The organism is Pseudomonas sp. Emmai (genome assembly GCF_055179735.1).
Genome location: NZ_CM143685.1, coordinates 2,477,884 through 2,503,140, shown reverse-complemented (window position 1 = coordinate 2,503,140; position 25,257 = coordinate 2,477,884). Strand labels below are relative to the sequence as shown.

Annotated in this window: 23 protein-coding genes; 11 read left to right on the top strand and 12 right to left on the bottom strand. The window is 59.6% G+C overall.

Annotation, left to right across the window (positions count from 1 at the left end; all coding sequences use genetic code 11):
• Positions 1-37: 37 nt before the first annotated feature.
• On the bottom strand, positions 38-478 hold the full coding sequence (locus ACY4LX_RS11350) for a low molecular weight protein-tyrosine-phosphatase (protein WP_149660477.1): 441 nt from the start codon (positions 476-478) through the stop codon (positions 38-40).
• A 298-nt stretch (positions 479-776) separates the two neighbouring features.
• Between ACY4LX_RS11350 and ACY4LX_RS11345 the strand changes: the two genes are divergently transcribed.
• Together ACY4LX_RS11345 and tal are read left to right on the top strand one after the other, a co-directional pair.
• Complete coding sequence (locus ACY4LX_RS11345) at positions 777-1,730, top strand: glycosyl hydrolase family 5 (RefSeq protein ID WP_463259908.1); 954 nt, start codon at positions 777-779, stop codon at positions 1,728-1,730.
• A gap of 198 nt (positions 1,731-1,928) precedes the next feature.
• Positions 1,929-2,855: a transaldolase gene (gene tal, locus ACY4LX_RS11340; protein ID WP_123403444.1), complete on the top strand. Its 927-nt coding sequence runs from the start codon at positions 1,929-1,931 to the stop codon at positions 2,853-2,855.
• Positions 2,856-2,943: 88 nt separating this feature from the next.
• Here tal and rssC read toward each other — a convergent pair whose 3' ends face one another.
• On the bottom strand, positions 2,944-3,426 hold the full coding sequence (gene rssC / locus ACY4LX_RS11335; RefSeq protein WP_123403442.1) for an anti-sigma factor antagonist RssC: 483 nt from the start codon (positions 3,424-3,426) through the stop codon (positions 2,944-2,946).
• Positions 3,426-4,607 (bottom strand): two-component system response regulator RssB, encoded by a 1,182-nt coding sequence (gene rssB, locus ACY4LX_RS11330; protein WP_123512298.1) that lies wholly within the window; start codon positions 4,605-4,607, stop codon positions 3,426-3,428. The genes rssC and rssB overlap by 1 nt, the downstream gene beginning before the upstream one ends.
• Positions 4,608-4,883: 276 nt before the next feature.
• On the opposite strand from rssB, the gene ACY4LX_RS11325 reads away from it, so the two are divergent.
• Positions 4,884-5,183, top strand: coding sequence for a PilZ domain-containing protein (locus ACY4LX_RS11325; protein ID WP_463259907.1), 300 nt, complete (start codon positions 4,884-4,886; stop codon positions 5,181-5,183).
• 62 nt (positions 5,184-5,245) lie between these two features.
• On the opposite strand, the gene ACY4LX_RS11320 is transcribed toward ACY4LX_RS11325, so the two are convergent.
• On the bottom strand, positions 5,246-5,935 hold the full coding sequence (locus tag ACY4LX_RS11320) for an MlaA family lipoprotein (protein ID WP_149660480.1): 690 nt from the start codon (positions 5,933-5,935) through the stop codon (positions 5,246-5,248).
• A 199-nt stretch (positions 5,936-6,134) separates the two neighbouring features.
• Here ACY4LX_RS11320 and ACY4LX_RS11315 point away from each other — a divergent pair, with 199 nt between their 5' ends.
• Positions 6,135-6,755 carry an HAD family phosphatase gene (locus ACY4LX_RS11315; protein ID WP_149660481.1) on the top strand — a complete coding sequence of 207 codons (621 nt, stop codon included), beginning with the start codon at positions 6,135-6,137 and terminating at the stop codon, positions 6,753-6,755.
• Positions 6,756-6,864: 109 nt separating this feature from the next.
• Positions 6,865-7,128, top strand: coding sequence for a DUF4404 family protein (locus ACY4LX_RS11310; RefSeq protein ID WP_149660482.1), 264 nt, complete (start codon positions 6,865-6,867; stop codon positions 7,126-7,128).
• Between the two features lie 65 nt (positions 7,129-7,193).
• Here ACY4LX_RS11310 and queF read toward each other — a convergent pair whose 3' ends face one another.
• Positions 7,194-8,024 carry an NADPH-dependent 7-cyano-7-deazaguanine reductase QueF gene (gene queF, locus ACY4LX_RS11305; protein ID WP_149660483.1) on the bottom strand — a complete coding sequence of 277 codons (831 nt, stop codon included), beginning with the start codon at positions 8,022-8,024 and terminating at the stop codon, positions 7,194-7,196.
• Positions 8,025-8,085: 61 nt separating this feature from the next.
• On the bottom strand, positions 8,086-8,607 hold the full coding sequence (gene copI, locus ACY4LX_RS11300) for a copper-resistant cuproprotein CopI (RefSeq protein WP_463259906.1): 522 nt from the start codon (positions 8,605-8,607) through the stop codon (positions 8,086-8,088).
• A 155-nt stretch (positions 8,608-8,762) separates the two neighbouring features.
• Here copI and ACY4LX_RS11295 point away from each other — a divergent pair, with 155 nt between their 5' ends.
• Positions 8,763-9,443 (top strand): heavy metal response regulator transcription factor, encoded by a 681-nt coding sequence (locus tag ACY4LX_RS11295; RefSeq protein ID WP_463259905.1) that lies wholly within the window; start codon positions 8,763-8,765, stop codon positions 9,441-9,443.
• A complete protein-coding gene (locus tag ACY4LX_RS11290; protein WP_463259904.1) occupies positions 9,443-10,792 on the top strand; it encodes a heavy metal sensor histidine kinase in 1,350 nt (449 codons plus the stop codon). Before ACY4LX_RS11295 ends, ACY4LX_RS11290 begins: the two co-directional genes overlap by 1 nt.
• A gap of 123 nt (positions 10,793-10,915) precedes the next feature.
• On the opposite strand, the gene ACY4LX_RS11285 is transcribed toward ACY4LX_RS11290, so the two are convergent.
• The 3 genes from ACY4LX_RS11285 to ACY4LX_RS11275 all read right to left on the bottom strand — a co-directional run bounded on the left by ACY4LX_RS11285 (position 10,916) and on the right by ACY4LX_RS11275 (position 14,167).
• A complete protein-coding gene (locus tag ACY4LX_RS11285; RefSeq protein WP_149660487.1) occupies positions 10,916-12,160 on the bottom strand; it encodes a lipoprotein-releasing ABC transporter permease subunit in 1,245 nt (414 codons plus the stop codon).
• Between the two features lie 65 nt (positions 12,161-12,225).
• Complete coding sequence (lolD, locus tag ACY4LX_RS11280) at positions 12,226-12,909, bottom strand: lipoprotein-releasing ABC transporter ATP-binding protein LolD (RefSeq protein WP_166655989.1); 684 nt, start codon at positions 12,907-12,909, stop codon at positions 12,226-12,228.
• 7 nt (positions 12,910-12,916) lie between these two features.
• Positions 12,917-14,167 carry a lipoprotein-releasing ABC transporter permease subunit gene (locus tag ACY4LX_RS11275; protein ID WP_149660488.1) on the bottom strand — a complete coding sequence of 417 codons (1,251 nt, stop codon included), beginning with the start codon at positions 14,165-14,167 and terminating at the stop codon, positions 12,917-12,919.
• Between the two features lie 94 nt (positions 14,168-14,261).
• On the opposite strand from ACY4LX_RS11275, the gene ACY4LX_RS11270 reads away from it, so the two are divergent.
• Both ACY4LX_RS11270 and ACY4LX_RS11265 read left to right on the top strand, forming a co-directional pair.
• Positions 14,262-14,843 carry a PilZ domain-containing protein gene (locus ACY4LX_RS11270; protein WP_463259903.1) on the top strand — a complete coding sequence of 194 codons (582 nt, stop codon included), beginning with the start codon at positions 14,262-14,264 and terminating at the stop codon, positions 14,841-14,843.
• A 13-nt stretch (positions 14,844-14,856) separates the two neighbouring features.
• Positions 14,857-15,579, top strand: coding sequence for a glycerophosphodiester phosphodiesterase (locus ACY4LX_RS11265; RefSeq protein ID WP_123403413.1), 723 nt, complete (start codon positions 14,857-14,859; stop codon positions 15,577-15,579).
• A gap of 42 nt (positions 15,580-15,621) precedes the next feature.
• Here the strand turns inward: ACY4LX_RS11265 and sthA are convergent, their stop codons facing one another.
• Entirely contained in the window at positions 15,622-17,016 is a 1,395-nt protein-coding gene (sthA, locus tag ACY4LX_RS11260; RefSeq protein ID WP_149660491.1) for a Si-specific NAD(P)(+) transhydrogenase, read from the bottom strand.
• A gap of 207 nt (positions 17,017-17,223) precedes the next feature.
• Complete coding sequence (locus ACY4LX_RS11255) at positions 17,224-18,168, bottom strand: FAD:protein FMN transferase (RefSeq protein ID WP_463260580.1); 945 nt, start codon at positions 18,166-18,168, stop codon at positions 17,224-17,226.
• 403 nt (positions 18,169-18,571) lie between these two features.
• Between ACY4LX_RS11255 and tcuC the strand changes: the two genes are divergently transcribed.
• Positions 18,572-19,873 (top strand): MFS transporter, encoded by a 1,302-nt coding sequence (tcuC, locus tag ACY4LX_RS11250; RefSeq protein WP_149660493.1) that lies wholly within the window; start codon positions 18,572-18,574, stop codon positions 19,871-19,873.
• A 105-nt stretch (positions 19,874-19,978) separates the two neighbouring features.
• Here the strand turns inward: tcuC and ACY4LX_RS11245 are convergent, their stop codons facing one another.
• The gene (locus ACY4LX_RS11245) at positions 19,979-21,442 is read right to left on the bottom strand and encodes a glyceraldehyde-3-phosphate dehydrogenase (protein WP_133836769.1); all 1,464 of its coding nucleotides are present in this window, start codon (positions 21,440-21,442) and stop codon (positions 19,979-19,981) included.
• A gap of 364 nt (positions 21,443-21,806) precedes the next feature.
• Here ACY4LX_RS11245 and mfd point away from each other — a divergent pair, with 364 nt between their 5' ends.
• A complete protein-coding gene (mfd, locus tag ACY4LX_RS11240; protein WP_149660494.1) occupies positions 21,807-25,256 on the top strand; it encodes a transcription-repair coupling factor in 3,450 nt (1,149 codons plus the stop codon).
• Position 25,257: the final 1 nt, after the last annotated feature.

The window sequence follows — 25,257 nt, the reverse complement described above, 5'->3', positions numbered from 1 at the left end:
GTGTGTTCTTACCATTTACTGATCTGAAAATTATTCATCAATGCCCCAGGCGCTGCGCCCATGAGCAAACAGCATCTTCAATCAATGCATGGGCATGAATAAAAGCTGCTTTTCCTTGACGATACGGGTCTTGTATTTCTCGCTCGCCTTGCCACTTCCCGAGAAGAAACACTTTGCCCCTGGCGTGCGATGCCATCTTCAGCACTTGCGTTACATGCTGTTTTTCCATGACCAGAATCAGGTCTGATTCATTAACGATGTCCGGGGTGATTTGCCGCGCTTTAAACGCCTTGGCGCAATGCCCGCGGTCTTCCAGAACCTGGCGCGCCGAAGGCTCCATGGCCTCGCCAACCCTGGCGGACAAGCCCGCAGAAGTCACGGCGATGGTTGAAGTGGCCAGCGCATTGCGCAACAGCAGTTCTGCTGTGGGACTTCGGCAGATATTGCCGACGCAGACGACAAGAATATTTCTGAACAAGGCAATGCTTCCCGTGTAATGTCGAACCAACCAATGCGCAGTGGGGATTTGAATGAACCCAGGGTTCATTCCGCACTCAGAAACGGATCAGCCTTGTAAATACAAGCGTATTAAGTACCACGACACCTAAAACCCACCCAACCAGAATAACCGGACCAAAAATAACGAACGTTTTCTAACAATGCTTATCCGACAAAACATAACAGTGGCGCACTGGGTTACTTCAGCGGCGTCCAACTAATTACCGGATAAAACCAATAAAAAACGTTATTTCCAGTTCGACGAGAGGGCATTCGCCATGCATTTCAAACGCCTTGCCGCTTCAACGCTGTTGATGTTCAGCAGTGCCAGTCAGGTTCACGCCGATGAACTGTTCCCCGCCCTCAGCGCCGACAAGACCTTCGGTGTGCAGGTCAAGATCCAGAATTTCTCCGCCGCCGATGCCGGGCAGATCAAAGCCGCGGGTTTCGGCTTCGTGCGTTTTGGCGCCTGGACCGACAACCTCGGTAACGCGGCTTATCAAAAACAGGTCAGCGACGCGTTCGCGGCGGCCAGGTCCGCCGGGTTGCCGGTACTGCTGACCATTCGCGCCACCGAGGCGCTGACCACCACCGGCGACGCCAGTGAGCTTGCGAGGGCGGGAGAATCCCTCGCCCAGTCGGTACTCGCCCTGGAACAGGCCTACTGCACACAATTGGTGGCGATTGAAATCTGGAACGAGCCCGACCTGGAAAAGTACTGGCCGACCGGTCACTTCGAGACATCCTTCGTGCCGTTCATGAGCGCCATGTGCCGCACCCTGGCGCCAAAAGCGCCCACCACGCCGCTGATCGGCTTCGGCTTCGCGAAAGCCCCGAGCGCGGGCTCCGAGTCCACCGTGGCGTTGAACCGGATCGTCAGTGAATACCCCAAATGCCTGAGTGCGATTTCCTATCACCCTTATGGTTTGTCCGGTGCGCAGATCAGCGCGGCCCAGGCGTTCATTCAGCAGAACTTCCATCTGCCGGGGGTCATCAGCGAATGGGGAGTGTCGGCGCTCAGTTCCAATGGCGGCACTGAAGGGCAAGCCAGCAAGGTCAGCACCTTCATTTCCGACGTGAAAAAACTCAACATCCCGCTGACCTCTGTTTATGAATGGAAGAACAGCGAGTCGGGAGGAAATGACCGGGAAAAGAATTTCGGTCTACTGACGGCAGATGGCCAACCGAAGCCGGCGGAAACGGCAGTACGGACCCTGCTCAATGCAAAATAGGCGGGTTACGCCAACGTCAGCGATCAGTTGCTTTGAACCTGTGCCCCGATTTGGCATCGTATTTACCGATACCACGCCCCTGCATTCAAACACCCGTTTTCAGGATGTTGCCCTTGGGGCCATCGATACGCACACCCGCCCTTGAGTGGCTGTCAGCGCTCGGGTAATGTCAACAGACCCATAGGACAGAGCACGCCCATGACTTCCAAGCTGGAACAACTTAAACAAATCACTACCGTCGTTGCCGACACCGGCGACTTCGAAGCAATCGCTCGCGTTAAACCCGTGGACGCCACCACCAACCCTTCCCTGCTGCTCAAAGCCGCGGCCATTCCCGGTTATGCCGAGTTGCTGAACGCCTGCGTTCACGACTGCAAGGGCGATGTGGGCCTGGCCAGCGACCGTTTTGGCGTCGCGGTAGGGCAAGAAATCCTCAAAGTGGTCCCGGGCCGTATTTCCACCGAAGTGGATGCACGTCTTTCGTTCGACACTGACGCCGTATTGAAGCGCGCGCACCGTCTGATCGAGCTCTACGACAAGGCCGGCATTGGCCGTGACCGCGTACTGATCAAGATCGCTTCCACCTGGGAAGGCATTCGCGCCGCCGAGATCCTGGAAAAGGAAGGCATCCAGACCAACCTGACCCTGCTGTTCTCCTTCGCACAGGCCGCGGCTTGCGCCGACGCCGGCGTGTTCCTGATTTCGCCGTTCGTGGGCCGCATCTACGACTGGTACAAGAAGGCCAACGGCAACGACTACACCGGCGCGGATGATCCGGGTGTGCAGTCGGTGACGCGCATCTACAACTACTACAAGGCCAATGACTACAAAACCGTAGTGATGGGCGCAAGCTTCCGTAACCTGAACCAGATCGAGCAACTGGCCGGCTGTGATCGGCTGACCATCAGCCCGGACCTGCTGGAGAAACTGGCGGCGGACAACGGCAAGCTGGAACGCAAACTGGCGCCTGGGCATGCCGGTGAAGCACGTCTGAGCCTGAACGAAGCGCAATTCCGTTGGTTGTCCAACGAAGATGCGATGGCGACCGAGAAGCTGGCGGAAGGTATTCGTCAGTTTGCCCGCGATCAGGAAAAGCTTGAGGCGTTGCTGCAAGCCAAGCTGTGATCTAGTTCGACGCAATGCAAAAAGGGCGAACCCGGTGGGTTCGCCCTTTTTTGTGTTTGGCTGGTTATGCGGCGATGAGGGCCTGAAATCAATGGCGCTCGAGCGCATTCACCAGATCATGAAACGCTTCACGATTGGAATCGTTCAGGCCCATGAGGATCTTGTGCGCTTCAAGCACTTTGATCCGCACGATTTCTTCGGACTGATCCTGGTCTGGCAGGTCGGTCAGGCATTCAGGGCACGGGATCGGGCGGTCAACGATGTTGAACACTTGCTCGAAGCCCATGGACTGCAACAGACGGGTGATGTCTTCGTGGGTGGTGACGACGGTCGGCAGCAAGCCGACCTTCTGCCGCGACAGGATCGACAGTTTGGCCAGCAGGCCCAACGTGGTGCTGTCGATGCTGCGGGTTTCGGTCAGGTCGATCACGATCGCGTTGAAGTTCAACGCCGTGAAGATCCGCTCAATAGTCGCATCCAACGCCGAACACAGGGTCAGGCGAACTTCACCGACGAACTTGAGGACGAAGGTGCCGTCCTGCTCGGCGAACTGGATTCTACCGGTACTCATTAAAGATTCCTGCTCAACACCAACAGGGCGATATCATCCGGCATCTCCCCTAGCGTGGCCAATCCAAAAACCTGCCGCAGCCCATCCAGGGTGCCGCCCGCAGCCTTGACCCGTTGGGGCAACGCCGCTTCTTTCTCTTTGAGTGTCGGTTCTGGCAAGAGGTCCAGAATGCCGTCGGACATCAGCGTCAGGCTGAACGTCGGTGGCAACTCCATCACGTGGTCTTCGTAGGTGGCTTCATTGAAGAGGCCCACCGGCAGACCACGCCCTTCCAGGTAACGAACACTGTCTGGCGTGTACAACACAGGCAACGGCAGATGACCGCCGATGCTATAGGTCAACAAACCTGTCTCCTCGTCGATGACACCACCGACCATTGTGACGTGTTTACCCAGCTTACAACTGATCAGGCCTCGGTTGATATGACCAAGTACCTCTGAAGGCTTGAATTCCGGCAACGTGCCATTGCGCTTGGATTCGAACAGCAGGCGCGTGGTCATGAACTTCAGCAGCACGGTGACGAACGCTGAAGAGGCGCCATGCCCGGAAACGTCCGCCAGGTAGAAGGCTACCCGACGCTCGTCGACCCGAAAGTAGTCGACGAAATCACCCGACAGGTACAGCGACGGGATGATCTGGTGCGCAAACTGGAACTCGTCGATGGTCCAGGGGCTGACCGGCAGCATGTTCATCTGCACTTGGCGACCGGCGTTCTGGTCTTCCTGGAGCAGGTTCAGGCTGGCTTCGAGTTCGCGGTTGGCCTTTTCGAGCTTGTCGCGGTAGCGCTGGTTTTCCAGCAACAGGCGCGCACGATCCAGGGCCCGGCGCACGGAGTGCTCGAGCACGGCCAGATCTTCGAGAGGCTTGATCAGGTAATCCGCCGCGCCCAGGCGCAGGGCCTCGACCGCATCGTTCATCACGCCGGCACCCGACACCACGATAACCGGGGTTTGCGGCGACAGCTCGGTGACCTGGCGAATGAGTTCGAGTCCGCCCATCTGCGGCATGCGCAGATCGCAGATGACCAAGTCGGGCTTGTCTTGCTCGAATACCTGAAGACCCTGTTGGCCATTGCTGGCCTGCAGGACACTGAAACCACTGTCTTCCAAATAGGCGGCGAGGCTCGCGCGCACTACTTCGTCATCATCGATTATCAGCAGCGTGGCACTGGTTTTTGGCATGTGGGCAAACGGCGCCAGAATTAGGTTGGCGTAGCAGGCAGGGGTTTTATCCCGGCTCTCACTACTGGATTCGCTTTCTAGCCTCTCTGCTGCACTGTTTTCGAGCGTTTGCCCTACACACAGGTCTACCAGAGGTGCCCTTCTAAGGCGCAGACGGTACTCCCATCCGCGGGGCGTTTCAAGCTCACGCCGATGGTCGCTTGACGTCTTTACTTCTCAAATCACCGGGAGTTATAAGAACAGGCAAAACCGTAACCCAATGGAAGGATCGAGCCCATGAGTCAAACCGATCGGGACTACAGCGAAAAGCGCGATTTCATCCGCATGCGAGTCGATGCCGATGTCTCGCTGATTCACGAGGGCGATGAGGTGCCAGCCGTCTGCATCGACCTTTCCAGCAGTGGCATGCAGGTGGAGGCGCCGCGTTTGTTCAAGGCCGGGGACCGGCTCAGCGTGCGGATCGACTCCGATCACGCAGCGCTCAAAGGACTGGAAGCAGACACTGAAGTGGTGTGGGTCAAGGAACAGGACGGTGGCAGCCAGAAACTCGGGCTTACAATCTTGAAGATGAAATAAACAGGATCCAGAAACAAGGAAGGCGGCCAAATGGCCGCCTTCTTCGTTTTTACCGCGCTAAATCAGAAATCGTCTTCGACGTGGCCGTCTTTGACCTTGAATTCGCGGTTTTGCAGGTACGCGTTACGGATGAAGATGTACTTGTCGCCATTGATCAGCTTCTCGGCCGACAACAGGCTGGCCCGGGTATCGACGATGTTCAGGCCGAAGATCGAGTTACGCACAGGCACGTCGTTGATGTAACGGTACGGGCCGGTGTAGCTGTCGACGAACTTGGACGGCGCATCACGCAGGGTGCTTGGGCCGAGCAACGGCAGCATTACGTACGGACCACTGCCGACGCCCCAATAGCCAAGCGTCTGGCCGAAATCTTCGTCGCTGCGTTGCAGGCCCATTTTGGTCCCGACATCGAAGAAGCCCAGCAGACCGAAAGTGGTGTTGAAAATGAGGCGAGCAGTGTCGACACCAGCGGCCGCCGGCTTGGCCTGCAAGACGTTGTTGGCCAGGTTGGTGACATCCCCGACGTTACGGAACATGTTGTGAATGCCGTCTTCCAGGAACTGCGGCGTCACGAACTCATAGCCTTGGGCAATGGGCTTCAGTGCGTAGGTATCGACAAAGTCGTTGAACTGATAAATCGGGCGGTTGACGCTTTCCCAAGGGTCATCTTCCGAAGCTGCCTGGGCAACAAACGGAACCAGCAATACGCTGGCACACATACATAGCTGAGCGAATTGATTGCTCCAGCGCATAGAAAACTCCTTGGATTGTACTGGCGCGGGCGCGCGGCCCAAGCGTAAAGGCGGCTAGTATAAGACGGAAAGGTTGGTTTAGGCAGCTCCCTAACAGTCAGTCTGCCGATGATGCGAAATGACTGTGAGCGATTCACATCAATGTCACTCAACTGTCACTGTCCTCCCCTAGCCTTGGCGCTATTTCAGGGACGTTGATATGCCGCATGCCGAAGCCTTGCCCGACGCCGCGCCAAACCTGACCGCAATATTGTTCGGCCTCAGTGGTTGCCTGGTGGATTTCGGTGCCCGCACGGGTCAGCCCGGCCCGCCCACTGCCGAGCACGCTGAAGCCACCCCCGGCGCCCTCGACAGCCTGCGCAGTCTGCAGCGCCAGCAAATTCCCTGCGCCTGGCTCGACGAGCTCCCCCCTGCCCTCAGCCAGACCCTGGCCGCCGGCCTGCCGACGTGGATCAAACCTTCGCAACATCCAGCAACAATCAATCCTTGGCCGGCGCCGAACGCCTGTTGGCAAGCCTTGATGGCGTTGAATGTCGAGCGTCTGGACGGCTGCGTGCTGGTCAGCGGCGAACCGCGATTGTTGCAGGCCGGGCTGAATGCCGGTTTATGGACCATTGGCCTGGCGTCATGCGGTTCGCTGTGCGGGCTGGCGCCGAGCGAATGGCAAGCCTTGAGCCAAAAGGAGCGCGAACACCTGCGTGGCAAAGCGACCGTGCAGCTGTTTGGCCTGGGGGTGCATTCGGTGATCGATCACCTCGGCGAGCTCGACACCTGCCTGGCGGACATCAGCCTGCGCCGGCTCAAGGGCGAAAAGCCCTGATCGAGATCATGCAGCCTGCCCGAGAGTGGATTAATCTAAAGGTCAGCCATAGACCTTTGGCACGCTGCTGCGGTCTATGCCAGTGCCTATCGATAAAAGGAAGAACGCCATGCCTGCCCGCGAACTGCAAGAACAGCTCAATACTCTGCGCGAGCAATTGGAACAGAATCCGCCGCTTTCCGAAGCCGAGCGCGCCGATCTGCACGCGCTGATGCAACAGATCGAACTTGAGCTTGAGCTCGAAACCAAGACCCAGGACTCCAGCCTCGCCGACGGTGTGAACCTGGCCGTCGAACGCTTCGAACTCGAACACCCCGCCATTGCCGGTACGTTGCGCAACATCGTGCAAACACTGGGCAATATCGGGATCTGAAGCCGCCAGATACAAAAAAGCCCTGCTAGCGATAGCGGGGCTTTTTCGTTTTTGAAGCAGAAGATCTATTGGCGGACCAGACGATGGTTCGGCAACTGCACGTCTTCAGTACTGCGATACGGATTGATATCCAACCCGCCACGACGCACATACCGCGCATACACCGTCAATTTCTCCGGTTTCAACAACCGTTGCAGGTCAAGGAAGATGCGCTCCACGCACTGCTCATGGAAGTCCGAGTGCTGGCGGAAGCTGACGATGTACTCCAGCAAACTCGCGTGATCCAGCGCAGAACCCCGGTACTCCACCGCGACGCTGCCCCAATCCGGCTGACTGGTGACCGGGCAATTGGACTTGAGCAAATGGCTATGCACCGCCTCTTCGACAATGCGCGAGTCATCGCAACGCAGCAGTTCCGGACGCGGGTGCTCGTAGTTGCTAACGCTGATATCGAGGTCATCGATGCACACGCCTGGCAACGCGACGACGCCTTCGGCTTCCACATCGCGCAGGCTGCGAATGCGCACGCCAACCGGTTTACCGGCAGCCGCCGACAGGTCTTTGACCAGCGTGGCTTCAAGGCTCGCGGTGTCGGCGAACGGCGTCTGGTTCAGTGAATTGAGGTACAGCTTGAACGACTTGGATTCGATGATGTTCGGCGAATCCGCCGGAATGCTGAATTCACCGATCGCCACCACCGGCTTGCCGGACGGCAACAGCCATGACAGTTCGAAGCAGTTCCAGAAATCCACGCCTTTATATGGCAGGGTGTCCGCCGTCAGGCCCAGCTCGGCCCATTTCGCGGTGCGCGGGATCGGGAACAGCAACGACGGCGTGTAGGTGGCGATGTATTCGCTGGATTTGCCCAGCGGCGAATGTTCGGCTGCGGGATGCATGGCGGAAACCTGACTGAAGAATCAGCGGATTCTATCAGCCTTTGCGCCCGCCTTTGAGTGCTTACTGACTGACTGTCAGTTTGCCGACCATGCCCGCCTGATAATGACCCGGGATGTTGCAGGCAAATTCCAGGCTGGTGGCCTTGGTGAACGTCCAGGTCAGCTCGGCGGTTTTGCCTGGCGGCACCAGCACGCTATTCGGGTCGTCATGCTTCATGCCGTGATCCATACCGGCCATTGAGCCGTGGTCCATTTCCTTCATGGCTGTAGGCGTCAGCATGCCGCTTTGCTGCATCTTCAGCATTTCCTGCTGGTGCGCGGCATGCATCGCCGCGTCGCCAAGGTTGAATTCGTGCAACAACTGGCCCTTATTCACCAGCACAAAGCGAATCGTCTCACCGGCCTTGATATCGATGGCCTTCGGATCGAAGGACATATCGCCCATCACCACTTCCACGCTGCGGCTGGCCCTGGCCGCCGGCGCCGGCTGACCGAAGTCGTAAGTCTGCGCAGGCGACGCCCATACCGGCGCACTCAACGTCAGCAAACACGCGGCCAGCATCAAGGGTTTGCGCAAAAACATAGTCGTACTCCAACAAGATAAGGTTCAGCCTGTGGAAAACTCTAAACTGACACGCCTGCCCGCAACCTGACAGGCAGATTACAACTTTGTCAGGTTGGCCTGCATCGCTGCCACCCACGGTATAAAGCGCTCGTTCCACTTAAACAGAGCTATCCATGAAACTGCTGATCGTCGAAGACCAGGCCAAAACCGGCCACTACCTGCGCCAGGGCCTGACCGAGGCCGGTTTCACCACCGAACTGGTGGCCGACGGCAGCACTGGCCAGCAATTGGCGCTGACCGGCGATTACGCCTTGCTGATCCTCGATGTCATGTTGCCCGGCCGCGATGGCTGGCAGATTCTGCAAGCGGTGCGCGGCGCTGGCCTCGACACCCCGGTACTTTTTCTGACCGCCCGAGACGCGGTGGAGGACAGGGTTCACGGCCTGGAACTGGGTGCCGACGACTACCTGGTCAAGCCCTTCGCGTTTTCCGAACTGCTGGCCCGGGTCCGCAGCCTGTTACGTCGCGGCAGCGCCACGCCTCAGGAAACAACCCTGCAACTGGCCGACTTGCGCCTGGACCTGATCCGCCGCCGGGTCGAACGCAACGGTCAGCGCATCGACTTGACCGCCAAGGAATTCGCCCTGCTGGAAATGCTCCTGCGCCGCCAGGGTGAAGTGCTGCCCAAGTCGCTGATCGCCTCCCAGGTGTGGGACATGAATTTCGACAGCGACACCAATGTCATCGAAGTGGCGATCCGCCGTCTGCGCCTGAAGATCGACGACGACTTCCCCAACAAGCTGATCCACACCGTGCGCGGCATGGGTTATGTGCTTGAAGAGCGCGACGCCTGATGCGCCGACTGTCCCTGAGTAATCGCCTGGCTCTGCTGTTTGCCGCCTGCACCGCCGTGGTTTCGTTGTTCGCCGGGGTGTTGTTCAGCCGCGCCAGCGAAGCGCACTTTATCGAGCTCGATCAGCAGTTGCTGGACGGGAAGTTGATTGGCCTGCGCCGGGCGCTGCACGACATTCAGTCCAATGAAAGCGAAGTCAAACTGCAGGATGAGCTGAGCCGACAGGCTGATTTGTCGCTGCGCATTACTGGCAGCGATGGCCAGCGCTGGTATGACAGTTCGGCGCGCCTGCCCGAAAAGCTGCCGCAAAAACCGGGTTTGTCCACCGTAAACGATGACGGCACCGACTATCGCGTCCTGAATGCCCCGCTGTTTCTCGACAAACCCGACTCGCCACAACTGACGTTGCTGCTGGACATCACCCACCACCAACACTTCCTGCAACGCATGCAACGCTTGATCTGGCTGACCGTCGGCCTGTCGGCCCTGGCCACGGCCCTGCTCGGGGCCTGGGCGGCGCGTAGCGGTTTACGTCCCTTGCGACGCATGAGTGCGGTGGCCAGCGGGGTGTCGGCGCATTCGCTCAATGCACGGCTACCGGAGGAGAACATGCCGCCGGAACTGGCGGAAATGGCCCACAACTTTAACGCCATGTTCGGACGGCTCGACGACTCTTTTCAACGGCTCTCGGCCTTCTCTGCCGACATCGCCCATGAACTGCGCACGCCGCTGTCGAACCTGCTGACCCACACCCAAGTCACCCTCACCCGCCCACGCCCCATCGAGGATTACCGCGAAGCGCTGCACAGCAACCTCGAAGAACTGCAATGGATGGCCCAACTGGTCAACGACATGCTGTACCTGGCCAAAGCTGACCATGGGTTGCTGATGCCCAAGCGCGAACCGCTGGAACTGGCGGAGGAAGTGGATCTGTTGCTGGAGTTTTTCGCGCCGCTGGCCGAGGACGCGCAAGTGACGCTGACCCGCGATGGCCATGCAGGCATGGAAGGCGACCGCAGCATGTTGCGGCGGGCACTGTCCAATCTGCTGGACAATGCGTTGCGGTTTACCCCGGCCGACGGTGAAGTTCGGGTGCGGATTGTTGATCAGCCCAAAGGGTTGAGCCTGACGGTTGAGAACAGCGGCGACGGGATTGCTGAGGCGTTGCTGCCGCGCCTGTTTGACCGTTTCTATCGAGCGGATCCGGCGCGTCAGGAAGGCAGTAGTGAACATGCAGGATTGGGTTTGGCGATTACCCAGTCGATCATCCGTGCCCATGGCGGGCAGATTCGTTGCGAATCAGCTAATGGGTGGACGAGGTTTGTGATTGAGTTGCCAAGGGGCGATTGAGGTCGGCAGGTCCGGCCTCTTCGCGGGCAAGCCTCGCTCCTACAGGGATTGCGTCGAACACAAATAATGGATCGACATCAAACCTGTAGGAGCGAGGCTTGCCCGCGAAAGCGATTTCAGCGCTTACGAATACCGCAACGCATGAGCCGGCTCAATCTTCGCCGCCCGCCAGGCAGGGTAAACAGTGGCGAGAAAGCTCAAGATGAACCCCGCCGAGCAGATCAACAACACATCCCCGCCCTGCAATTCCGAAGGCAGGTTGCTGACGAAGTACACGTCCGAGCTGAAGATGTGCTGCCCGCTGACGCGCTCCAGCCAACCCACCAGTTCACTGACGTTCAACGCCGCAATCACCCCCAGCACACCGCCGATCAAGGTGCCGACGATGCCGATCACCGTGCCCTGGACCATGAAGATCGCCATGATCTGCCGTGGCGTGGCGCCGATGGTGCGCAGGATCGCAATGTCCGCGCCCTTGTCGTTCACCACCATGATCAGCGTTGCAATGATGTTGAACGCCGCCACCGCGACGATCATCAGCAACAGCAGGCCGATCATGGTTTTTTCCATTTTCATCGCGCTGAACAGACTGCCCTGGGTGTGGGTCCAGTCGTCAGCCTTGTACGCCGTGCCCAGGCCATTGGCGATGTCGTTCGACACCTTGGGCGCCGCGTACAGATCCTTGACCGCCAGGCGCACGCTCTGCACCTGATTCGGCTGCCAATGCTGCATTTGCGCGGCATCGGCCATGTGAATCAGTGCCATCGAACCGTCGAGTTCGGCGCCAACCTTGAACACACCGACCACGTTCAGCCGCTGCATGCGCGGGGTGATGCCCCCCGGTGCGGTGCTGACTTCCGGCACGATCAAGGTGAGTTTGTCGCCGACGTTCAAGCGAAACCGCCGCGCCGTGATCTCGCCGACCACCACGCCAAACTCGCCCGGTTTCAAGGCATCAAGACGCCCCTGGACGATGTGCTGGGCGACGATGGAGACCTTGCCTTCCTGCGCCGGGTCGATACCGCTGATCTGGATCGGCTGCATCGCGCCCTTATAAGAGAGCATGCCTTCCATCTCGGTGAATGGCACGGCGGCGGTCACTTCGGGATTTTTCATCGCGGCGGCGGCCACCGGCTGCCAATCGTCGATCGGGTTCACGCCGACGATGGTCGCGTGGGGCACCATGCCGAGGATGCGCGAGCTCATTTCGCGCTGGAAACCGTTCATCACCGAGAGCACCACGATCATCGCCAGCACGCCCAGGGCGAGGCCGATCATCGAGGTCATCGAGATGAAGGAAACAAAGCGATTGCGGCGCTTGGCGCGGGTATAGCGCGCGCCGATAAAGATCGATAACGGTCTGAACATTCGCTGGGCACCGTATAAAAATAAAAGACCCGACGGGCTTTTCAGCCGCGCCGGGTTTCGGTCAATCAGATGGGCGTCAGGCAACCTTCCTGCAAATGCAGGACGCGATCCATCTGGCGAGCCAGGTTCATATCGTGGGTCACCACCAGGAACGCGGTGCGCATCGAGGTGCTGAGTTCCAGCATCAAGTCCTGAATGCCTTGCGCTGTGTGGGAGTCCAGGTTGCCGGTCGGCTCATCGAGCATCACCAGCCCCGGGTTGTTCACCAGGGCGCGGGCGATGGCCACACGCTGACGCTCACCACCGGACAGTTCCGACGGCTTGTGCTGCAAGCGATGCCCCAGCCCTACCCGCTCCAGCAACGCGGTGGCACGCTGACGCGCCTCCGGGATCGCGGTCTTGCCGATCAGCAGCGGCATGCAGACGTTTTCCAGGGCGGTGAATTCCGGCAGCAAATGGTGGAACTGGTACACGAACCCGAGGGAACGGTTACGCAGCAACCCGCGATTCTTCTCGCTCAGTGCCGAGAGCTCTTCGCCGTCGAGCCAGACGCTGCCCTTGGTCGGCGTATCGAGACCGCCCAACAGGTTGAGCAAGGTACTTTTGCCCGAACCCGAAGTGCCGACAATCGCCACGCGCTCACCCGGATGCAGTTCCAGTTGCAGACCGGCCAGCACCTCTACCGACTCCGGGCCTTCCTCGTAGGATTTGCCCAGGTTGCGACAGCTCAAGATTGCTTTTTCACTCATGCCCGACTCACTCATAACGTAGCGCCTCCGCAGGCTGGGTGCGCGCGGCACGCCAGGCTGGATACAGGGTGGCGAGGAAACTCAGTACCAACGCAGCGGCGCAGACCATCAACACATCCTGGCTCTGCACTTGCGACGGCAGGTAATCAATGAAATACACGTCGGCATTGAGGAATTTATGCCCGATCAGGCCTTCCAGCGCCGAGATCGCGGCGCTGACGTTCAGCGCGGCGAAGATCCCGACCACGGCGCCGATCAGCGTTCCGATCACACCAATGACCGTGCCCTGGACCATGAAGATCGCCATGATCTGCCCCGGCGTGGAGCCCAGGGTGCGCAGGATAGCGATGTCGCCTTTCTTGTCATTCACCACCATCACCAGCGTGGAGATGATGTTGAAAGCCGCGACGGCAACGATCAGCAGCAACAGCAGACCGATCATGGCTTTTTCCATGCGGATCGCCTGATACAGGTTGCCGTGGGTGCGGGTCCAGTCGCGGGCGTAGTAATGGTCTTCGCCGAGTTGCTGGGCCAGGGTCCACGCCACGCGCGGTGCCTGGAACAGGTCATCAAACTTCAGGCGGATGCCCTGGACCTGATCCGGCTTCCAGCGATGCAGCCTGGCCAGGTCCTGCAGGTTGGTCACGCCCAGGTAGCCATCCAGCTCACCGGCGCCGACATGGAAGATGCCGACCACGGTAAAGCGTTTCATGCGCGGGAACATCCCGGCCGGGGTCACGGTGACTTCCGGTGCGACGAAGGTCAGCTTGTCGCCGATGGCCGCGCCGAGCTTGGCCGCCGCCTTGTCGCCAATGACGATGCCGAAGCTGCCGGGGGCCAGGTCGTCGAGCTTGCCCTGCTGCATGAAGTTATCAATGATCGAGACCTGACGCTCCAGCGCCGGGTCAATGCCATTGAGCAGCACCTTGGACACCTTGCCATTGTTGGTCAGCAGCCCCTGCATCTGGGTGAACGGCGCAACGGCCGTCACCTGCGGGTTCTGCTTGACCTTGGTGGCCAGGCTTTGCCAGTCGCTGATCGCTTCACCGGACTCGATGGTCGCGTGGGGCACCATGCCCAGCACGCGGGTGCGCATCTCATGATCGAAACCGTTCATGACCGACAGCACGACGATCATCACGACCACGCCAAGGGCGAGCCCGATCATCGAAGTCAGGGAAATGAACGACACAAAATGATTGCGACGCTTTGCACGGGTATAACGCGTGCCAATAAATACGAAGAGAGGTCTGAACATGTCGGGGCTTGTTCGGAGGGAAAAGGAACGTCCTTGTGGCGGGGGTCGATAACCAGCTTTACACTCAGACCACCGCCGCTACCATGGGTTCGCCATGTCGACATTAGATGAAGAAGATCGCCGCGAATACTACCGTATCGAGGACACGATCGCACTGGAAATTCGGACCCTGTCTGCTCCCGAAGCCGCAGGCCAGGAAGTGTTGCAGGATGCTTCCCCCCTCTTCAACTTGCTCAGTGAACTGCACCTGAGCGAATTCGAGTCGCAGCACCTGTTGCGCCAGATCAGTGAGCGCGACCGGGCGATTGCTGCCTTCTTGAAATCCCAGAACAAACGCATCGACCTGCTCAGCCAGGTGGTCGCCCTGACCGTGCTCGGGCACATCGGCGACCCGCAACCGGTGATCATCTCCGAAGGCGGCATCGACTTTCAGCATCCGACCCCCATTGCCGTCGGCGCGCACCTGTCGGTCAAACTGGTGCTGATGCCGCAAGCGCTGGGCCTGTTGCTGCGAGCCAGGGCCACCCATTGCGACCGCAAGGGCGACGGCTACGACGTCGGCACCGAGTTCGAGTACCCGACCGATGCCCAGCGCCAATTGCTCGCCCGCTACATCTTGCAAAAGCAGGCCCAGGAACGACGTCTGGCCCGCGAACAAAACGAATCAGGCATTTAATTAAGGAAGAACCGTGACCCTCATCTACGGCCATCGCGGCGCCAAAGGCGAAGCACCGGAAAACACCCTGACCAGTTTTCAGGAATGTCTCAAGCACGGCGTGCGCCGTTGCGAACTGGATCTGCACCTGTCCATGGACGGCGAGTTGATGGTCATCCATGACCCGACGCTCAAGCGCACCACCGACCGCCGCGGCAAAGTGGTCGAGCATACCGCTAAGGATCTGGTGACCTACGACGCGCGCAAGGGCGGTCCGGGCTGGATCAAGCCGTGCCCGATTCCAACGCTGGAAGAGCTGTTCGAGAAATGCGATTTCGAGCACTGGCAACTGGAAGTCAAAAGCGCTTCACGCACCCGCGCCGCGACTACGGTGCTGGCGATTCGGGAAATGGCGGTGCGTCACGGCCTGCTGGACAAGGTGACCATCACCTCGAGTTCCCGCGAAGTATTGAAGGCCGCGCTGGACCTGGTGCCGGATGTGTCTCGCGGATTGGTCGCCGAGTACGCCTGGCTCGACCCGTTGAAAGTCGCGCAAAGCTATGGCTGTGAGATTCTGGCGCTGAACTGGACCCTGTGTACGCCGGAACGCCTGCAGAAGGCGCAGCGTCAGGGGCTGCATGTGTCGGTATGGACAGTCAACGAGCCCGCGCTGATGCGCAGACTCGCCGACTTCGGCGTTGACAGCCTGATTACAGACTTTCCCGGTTTGGCCACTGCCACCCTCGAGAATTGCTGAAATCGGTCTCCCCGGCCGGCTCAGGCCACCGGCCGGAGCCGCTCAAAAAAGCCGGTTGAGGCCATCGTACGCCGCTACCCGATAGGCTTCGGCCATGGTCGGGTAGTTGAACGTGGTGTTGACGAAGTACTTGAGGGTGTTCAGTTCGCCCGGCTGGCTCATGATCGCCTGGCCGATGTGAACAATCTCCGACGCCTGATAGCCGAAGCAGTGCACGCCCAGCACTTCCAGGGTTTCGCGGTGGAACAGGATCTTCAGCATGCCCTGGGGCTCGCCGGCGATCTGTGCCCGCGCCATGCTCTTGAAGAACGCCTTGCCCACTTCGTACGGCACTTTGGCCTGGGTCAGCTCTTGCTCGTTCTTGCCGATCGAGCTGATCTCCGGAATGGTGTAGATGCCGGTCGGCACGTCATTCACGAAACGCCAGCTGTTGTTATCGACGATGCTGCCAGCGGCCGAGCGACCCTGGTCGTGAGCGGCACTGGCCAGGCTCGGCCAGCCGATCACGTCACCGGCACCGTAGATGTTCGGCACGCAGGTGCGGTAGGCCTCGTCCACTTCGATCTGACCACGGCTGTTGACCTTCACGCCGATGTTTTCCAGACCCAACTGGTCGGTATTACCGGTACGGCCGTTGCACCAGAGCAAGGCGTCGGCCTTGATCTTCTTGCCGGACTTGAGGTGCAGGATCACACCGTTGTCCACGCCTTCGACGCGGTCGTAGTCTTCGTTGTGGCGAACCGTGATGTTGTTGTTACTGAAGTGATAGCTCAGGGCCTGGGAAATTTCCGAGTCCAGGAAGCTCAGCAGCTGACCACGGTTGTCCACCAGTTCAACCAGCACACCCAGGCCACTAAAGATCGACGCGTACTCGCAACCGATCACGCCCGCGCCGTAAACGATGAGTTTGCGCGGGGTGTGGCCGAGGCTGAGGATGGTGTCGCTATCGTAGATACGCGGGTGATGGAAATCGATGTCCGCCGGGCGATACGGACGCGAACCGGTGGCGATGATGATGTGCTTGGCGACAAGCTTTTCGACTACACCGTTGGCGCACACCACTTCGATGGTTTGCTCGTCGGCGAAGCTGCCGGTGCCGAAGAACACGTCGACGCGGTTACGGGCGTAGTAGCCGGTACGCGAAGTGACTTGTTTGGAAATGACTTTTTCTGCGCTTTTCAGCACGTCCGGAAACGAGAACCAACGCGGCTCACCAATGGCCCGGAACATCGGGTTGGTGTTGAACTGCATGATCTGCCGGACCGAGTGACGCAATGCCTTGGACGGGATGGTACCCAAGTGGGTGCAGTTGCCGCCGACCTGGCGACGGCTGTCGACCATGGCCACCTTGCGTCCTGCTTTGGCGGCGTTCATTGCCGCACCTTCTCCTGCCGGGCCGGAACCCAGCACCACCACGTCGTAGTTGTAGACAGCCATGCGTACTCCTCAGAACAGGCCGCGGCGCCATCGGCACCTGCGGCTAAATCACGCCGATCTGCGGCGTGAAGGAACAATTTGGGGCCAGTGCAGAACCCGGACACAGTCTATAGAAGCGTCAACGCCGCGCACATTAACCCTTGGTCGCGTCGTAGGCTACTTTTGCCGGCGCTACAACGCCAGTCTTCAATGCTCGGATCGCCGCAATCATTCGGTTTTGCCGCCACTCTGGCGCTCAAAAGCCTGATTGGCCCGTGTGACGAAACCTGTATCGGCACGAATCACAAAGAATGCACCAATGTTGTGTTTTTGCGCGTAGCCCCATCCACGTTCGGGGCCGAGAATCAGCAACAGCGTCGATAAGCCATCGGCCATCAGCGTTGAAGGATTAATGACCGTGACCGACGCCAGGTTGTGGGTAATCGGTGCACCCGTGCGGGCGTCGACGGTGTGGGAATAGCGGTGGCCGTCTTGCTCGAAAAAGTTGCGATAGTCGCCGGAAGTGGACACGCCGTAGCCGTCGACATTGATGATGCGCTCGGCCACTTGCTGATCGGCCCGGGGCTCTTCCAGGGCAATTTTCCACGGTGAGCCATCGAGCTTTTTGCCGGCTGCCTTGAGTTCGCCGGTGACTTCGGCGAGGTAGTTATGGATGCCCATGCTTTCAAGTTTTGCGGCAATGGTGTCCACGGTGTAGCCGGCGGCGATGCTGTTGAAATCGACCTCGATGGCGGTGTCCTTGCAGAGTTGGTCACCGTCGATGCGCAGGTGTGTGTGACCGACTCGTTGCATTGCGTGGGTGAGTGCTTCGGTACTCGGGACTTTTTCTTCACGAGCCTGTGGGCCGAACCCCCAGAGGTTCATCAGCGGTTCGACGGTCAGGTCGTAGGAGCCTTCGCTTTGCAGCGACAGTTGTTCGCCGACACGGACCAATTCGAGGATCGGCGCGGGCATTGTCTGACAGCGATTGGCGGGCAGATCGTTGAAGCGCTCAATGTCCGAGTCACTGCGGTAGGTGGACATTTGCCGGTCGACGTCGGCGAGGATCTTTTCGACTTCGACCTGTACTGCTTGCGGTGCGGGCAGTTCCTCGTTTCGAACGTACTTGATCGAATAGGTGCTGCCCATGGTCGGGCCACCGAAGCTTTCCATGGAATCGCCGTTGCCGCAGCCGGACAGGGCAACGAACAGCGCCAGGACAAAACCCTTCCGTCTCAACAATCTCACTCCCCCTGACTCCCCTGGCACAACACCGAGGGTCGCCATTATGCACTCTCCCTGTAGGAGCGAGGCTTGCCCGCGAAGGCGGTGATCCAGGTTTATCGCCTTCGCGGGCAAGCCTCGCTCCTACAAAGGCTAATTCGCTCCACCTCTAATTTCATGCCGCTTAATGGCTATAACGTTTAAGCAGCAGGCTAACTAGTGGTTGCCTATCTATCTTCATACACATATCGTTACAAAACTGTTCGGTGCGTGCCTGCGTGCTTGAGGCCGACAGCCAGGAAGCGTCAAGACCAGGGATTTCCAATAAGACAGCCAAAGTGAGTGCGTTCAAATGTCCTCGAATACGGGCAAAGGCAAAGCGATCTTTCGCGTTGTCAGCGGTAATTTTCTTGAGATGTTCGATTTTATGGTCTACGGCTTCTACGCCACGGCCATCGCCAAGACCTTCTTCCCTGCCGACAGCGCTTTCGCTTCCTTGATGCTGTCCCTGGCAACCTTCGGCGCCGGGTTCCTGATGCGTCCGCTGGGTGCGATTTTCCTCGGTGCCTACATCGACCGTCACGGCCGTCGCAAAGGGCTGATCATCACCCTGGCCCTGATGGCCGCCGGTACGATACTGATTGCCTGCGTACCGGGTTACGCCACCCTGGGCGTGGCCGCGCCGCTGATCGTGCTGTTCGGCCGCCTATTACAAGGCTTCTCGGCGGGCGTGGAACTGGGCGGTGTGTCGGTTTACCTGGCCGAAATCTCCACCCCGGGCCGCAAGGGCTTCTTCGTCAGCTGGCAATCCGCCAGCCAACAAGCCGCCGTGGTGTTCGCCGGTTTGCTGGGTGTGGGCCTCAACCATTGGCTCAGCCCGGAACAAATGGGTGACTGGGGCTGGCGCGTGCCGTTCCTGATCGGTTGCATGATCGTGCCGGTGATCTTCGTGATTCGACGCTCGCTGGAAGAAACTCCGGAATTCCAGGCGCGTAAACATCGCCCTACCCTGCAGGAAATCATCCGTTCGATCGGTCAGAACTTTGGCATCGTTATCGCCGGCATGGCGCTGGTGGTCATGACCACCGTGTCGTTCTACCTGATCACTGCGTACACCCCGACATTCGGTAAAGCCGAACTGCATTTGTCGGACCTGGATGCGTTGCTGGTCACGGTGTGCATCGGCCTGTCGAACTTCTTCTGGCTGCCGGTGATGGGAGCTTTTTCCGACAAGATCGGCCGCAAACCCCTACTGTTGGCGGCGACGATTCTGGCGATCCTCACGGCTTACCCGGCCCTGTCATGGCTGGTGGCCAACCCGAGCTTTAGCCATCTGCTGATCGTCGAGTTGTGGTTGTCGTTCTTGTATGGCTCGTACAACGGCGCCATGGTGGTGGCGCTGACCGAGATCATGCCGGTAGAAGTTCGTACAACCGGTTTCTCCCTGGCCTACAGCCTGGCGACCGCGACCTTCGGTGGATTTACTCCGGCGGCGTGCACTTATCTGATCCACGTGCTGGATAACAAGGCCGCGCCGGGGATCTGGCTCAGTGGTGCGGCGGTGCTGGGGTTGATTGCGACGCTGGTGTTGTTCCGTGGCAACAAGCATGAGTTGCGGACTGCGCAAGCCGCAGTGGCTGGCGGCGCCAGGTAGATCGCATTCGTCAGCACGATCGTTCCCACGCTCTGCGTGGGAACGATCACCGCACAAACAAAAACGCCCCGACAATGTCGGGGCGTTTTCATTTGCGGCTGAAGCTTAGCGCGGGAACGCTGGCGGGTTGACCCCGGCCATGTCTTCCATCACGCGCACCACCTGGCAGCTGTAACCGAATTCGTTGTCGTACCAAACGTACAGAACAACGCGGTTGTCTTGGGTGATGGTCGCTTCAGCATCCACAACACCGGCGTGGCGCGAGCCAACGAAGTCGGTGGACACCACTTCCTGCGAGTTGACGTAGTCGATTTGCTTATGCAGATCGGAGTGCAACGCCATGTAACGCAGGTAATCGTTCATCTCTTCGCGGGTCGCGGCTTTCTCAAGGTTCAGGTTGAGAATGGCCATCGACACGTTCGGCGTCGGAACGCGGATCGCGTTGCCGGTCAGCTTGCCGGCCAGCTCAGGCAAGGCCTTGGCAGCGGCAGTGGCAGCACCGGTCTCGGTGATCACCATGTTCAGCGCGGCGCTACGGCCACGGCGATCGCCCTTGTGGAAGTTGTCGATCAGGTTCTGGTCGTTGGTGTACGAGTGAACCGTTTCAACGTGACCGTTGATGATGCCGAACTTGTCGTTGACGGCCTTCAGCACCGGCACGATGGCGTTGGTGGTGCAGGAAGCCGCGGAAACGATCTTGTCGTCAGCCGTGATTTCGCCGTGGTTGATGCCGTGAACGATGTTCTTCAGCTTGCCTTTGCCAGGCGCGGTCAGCACGACGCGGTCGATACCCGGGCAAGCCAGGTGTTGGCCCAGGCCCTCGGCGTCACGCCATACACCGGTGTTGTCCACCAGCAACGCGTCTTTGATGCCGTACTGGGTGTAATCCACTTCAGTCGGGTTTTTCGCGTAGATAACCTGAATCAGGTTGCCGTTGGCGGTGATGGTGTTGTTGGCTTCATCAATGGTGATGGTGCCATCGAACGGACCATGGACCGAGTCGCGACGCAGCAGGCTGGCGCGTTTGACCAGGTCGTTCTCGGCGCCCTTGCGGACCACGATGGCGCGCAGACGCAGGCCGTCGCCACCACCGGTTTTTTCGATCAGGATGCGCGCCAGCAGACGGCCGATACGACCGAAGCCGTAGAGGACAACGTCGGTGCCTTTGCGCGCGGCAACGTTTTGCTGGCCAACCACGTCGGCCAGTTCTTCACGGACGAACTGCTCGGCAGTGCGGCCATTGCCTTCGGCCTTGAATTTGACCGCCAGCTTGCCCAGGTCGACCGAAGCGGCGCCGAGCTTGAGCTCGCTCATGGCTTTGAGCAGCGGGAATGTTTCGTGGACGGACAGTTCGCTGTCATCGGACTGGCGATGGCGAGCGAAGCGGTGAGCTTTGAGAATCGCAATGACTGAACGATTGATCAGGCTGCGGCCATAGATCGAGCTCACCACGTTGTTATTGCGGTAGAGCTGACCGATAAGCGGAATCATCGCTTCTGCGAGTGCTTCACGGTCGATCCATTCACCAAGACACTGGTCGGGCTTCTGAGTCACGGGAACCTTCCACATATGTAGGGGCAGAAAAAAGGGGCTACATTATGCCGCCGAGTGCCTCTCGTAGCAATGCGCGCCTGTCGTGCGAGCCGTAACAAATTTCTGTTCAAAAAAATTACGCCGCGCTGGAGCCCAGTAAATACGGGGCTTTCAGCGCAGTCAATTTTTTGGAGGTAGCGCTGCCTTGTCCGTAACCATCCGTAACACCTGCTCGTTTTGCCACTACATAATCGCTAAATTTCAGCAAAAAACCGGCGGATTTTGTCTTTACCACTACATTTCGCCCAACCCGCGTAATAGACATATCTGCAACTGACAGCCGGCACCTGAGGCCGCTACAATTACCGACTTTGTCGCAACGCTTGGAGCTCAACCTTCCGTGCCCGTTCTGCGTCTACCGCTTCTCCCTGCCGCGGCAGGTAAACAGCACTGGGGCAACTTGCCCGGTGCCGCCCTGAGCCTGGCCATCGCCGAGGCCGCCAGCGCTGCCAAGCGCTTTACCCTGCTGCTGACCGCTGACAGCCAAAGCGCTGAACGGCTGGAACAGGAGCTGAGCTTCTTCGCCCCGGATTTGCCCGTGCTGCATTTTCCCGACTGGGAAACCCTGCCTTACGACCTGTTCTCGCCGCACCAGGACATCATCTCCCAGCGCATTGCCAGCTTATATAGGCTGCCGGAGCTGACCCACGGTGTGCTGGTGGTGCCAATCACCACGGCCCTGCATCGCCTGGCGCCGACCAAGTTCCTGCTCGGCAGCAGCCTGGTGCTGGATGTCGGCCAGAAACTCGACGTCGAGCAAATGCGCACCCGGCTCGAAGCCAGCGGCTATCGCTACGTCGATACGGTGTACGAGCACGGTGAATTCACGGTGCGCGGTTCACTGATCGACCTGTTCCCGATGGGCAGCAAACTGCCGTTCCGCATCGACTTGTTCGACGACGAAATCGAGACCCTGCGCACCTTCGATCCGGACAACCAGCGTTCCATCGACAAGGTCGACACCGTGCGCCTGCTGCCGGCCCGGGAATTCCCGCTGCAAAAGGACGCGGTCACTCGCTTCAAGGCGCGCTTTCGCGAGCGTTTCGATGTCGACTTCCGCCGCTGCCCGATCTTCCAGGACCTGAGCAGCGGGATTACCCCGGCCGGTATCGAGTACTACCTGCCGCTGTTCTTCGATGAAACCTCGACCCTGTTCGATTACCTGCCGCAAGACACCCAGGTGTTTTCCCTGCCGGGCATCGAGCAAGCGGCGGAGAATTTCTGGAACGACGTGCGCAATCGTTATGAAGAGCGCCGCGTCGACCCGTCCCGTCCTTTATTGCCGCCGGCCGAGCTGTTCCTGCCGGTGGAAGACTGCTTCGCACGCCTGAAGAACTGGCCGCGCGTGGTCGCCAGCCAGCAAGACGTGGAAACCGGCGTAGGCCGCGAACGCTTCCCGGCGCAAGCGCTGCCGAACCTGGCCATCGAAGCCAAGGCCACCCAGCCGTTGGCGGCGCTGGCCGGTTTCCTCGACGGGTTCCCCGGTCGCGTGCTGTTTACCGCCGAGTCTGCGGGCCGTCGTGAAGTGCTGCTGGAATTGCTTGAACGCCTGAAGCTGCGACCGAAAACCGTCGATAGCTGGCCGGACTTTGTCGCAAGCAAGGATCGCCTGGCGATCACCATCGCGCCGCTGGATGAAGGCCTGCTGCTGGACGATCCGGCATTAGCGTTGATCGCCGAAAGCCCATTGTTCGGTCAGCGGGTGATGCAGCGTCGGCGCCGCGAGAAACGTGCCGATGGCAACAATGACGCAGTGATCAAGAACCTCACCGAGCTGCGCGAAGGCGCGCCGGTGGTGCACATCGATCACGGTGTCGGCCGTTACCTCGGCCTGGCAACCCTGGAAATCGACGACCAGGCCGCCGAGTTCCTGACCCTGCAATACGCCGAAGGCGCCAAGCTCTACGTGCCAGTGGCCAACCTGCATCTGATCGCCCGCTATACCGGCAGCGACGATGCCCTCGCCCCGCTGCACCGCCTCGGTTCCGAGACCTGGCAGAAAGCCAAGCGCAAAGCCGCCGAACAGGTGCGCGACGTGGCCGCCGAGCTGCTCGACATCTATGCCCGCCGCGCCGCCCGCGAGGGCTACGCCTTCGCCGATCCCAAAGCCGATTACGCGACGTTCAGTGCCGGTTTCCCGTTCGAAGAAACCCCGGACCAGCAAACCACCATCGATGCGGTGCGCGCCGACATGCTCGCGCCCAAACCGATGGACCGACTGGTCTGCGGCGACGTCGGGTTCGGCAAGACCGAAGTGGCGATGCGTGCCGCGTTCATCGCGGTACACGGCGGTCGCCAAGTGGCGATCCTGGTGCCGACCACCCTGCTCGCCCAGCAACACTACAACAGCTTCCGCGACCGCTTCGCCGACTGGCCGGTGAGCGTGGAAGTGATGAGCCGCTTCAAGTCCACCAAGGAAGTGAATGCCGCGATTGCGGACTTGGCGGAAGGCAAGATCGACATCGTCATCGGCACCCACAAGCTGTTGTCCGACGATGTAAAAATCAAAAACCTCGGGCTGGTGATCATCGACGAAGAGCACCGTTTCGGTGTGCGTCAGAAAGAACAGCTCAAGGCCCTGCGCAGTGAAGTCGACATCCTCACCCTGACTGCCACGCCGATTCCGCGCACGCTGAACATGGCGGTGTCGGGCATGCGCGACCTGTCGATCATCGCCACGCCGCCGGCCCGTCGCCTGTCGGTGCGGACCTTCGTCATGGAGCAGAACAAAAGCACGATCAAGGAAGCCTTGCTCCGCGAGCTGCTGCGCGGCGGTCAGGTCTATTACCTGCACAACGATGTCAAAACCATCGAGAAATGCGCCGCCGACCTCGCCGAACTGGTGCCGGAAGCACGCATCGGTATCGGCCACGGGCAGATGCGCGAGCGCGAACTCGAACAGGTGATGAGCGACTTCTACCACAAGCGCTTCAACGTGCTGATCGCCTCGACCATCATCGAGACCGGCATCGACGTGCCGAGCGCCAACACCATCATCATCGAGCGTGCCGACAAGTTCGGCCTGGCGCAGTTGCACCAGTTGCGCGGCCGGGTCGGTCGCAGTCACCACCAGGCTTACGCGTACCTGCTGACGCCGCCGCGCCAGCAAATCACCGGCGACGCCGAAAAGCGTCTGGAAGCGATTGCCAACACCCAGGACCTCGGCGCGGGCTTTGTGCTTGCGACCAACGACCTGGAGATCCGTGGCGCCGGCGAATTGCTGGGCGACGGCCAGAGCGGGCAGATCCAGGCGGTGGGCTTCACGCTGTACATGGAAATGCTCGAGCGCGCGGTGAAGTCGATCCGCAAGGGCGAACAACCAAACCTTGATCAACCGTTGGGCGGCGGTCCGGAAGTCAACTTGCGCGTACCGGCGTTGATTCCCGAGGACTACTTGCCGGATGTTCACGCCCGCTTGATTCTCTACAAACGCATCGCCTCGGCGACCGACGAGGAAGGTCTCAAGGACCTGCAAGTGGAGATGATCGACCGTTTCGGCCTGTTGCCCGAGCCAACCAAGAACCTGGTACGGATCACGCTTCTGAAATTGCAGGCCGAGCAACTGGGCATCAAGAAAGTCGACGGCGGTCCGCAAGGCGGTCGTATCGAGTTCGCGGCGCAGACCCCGGTCGATCCGTTGACCCTGATCAAACTGATCCAAAGCCAACCCAAACGCTACAAATTCGAAGGTGCCACGATGTTCAAATTCATGGTGCCGATGGAGCGCCCGGAAGAGCGCTTTAATACTGTAGAGGCGCTGTTTGAGCGCCTTCTCCCGACAACTGCTTGAA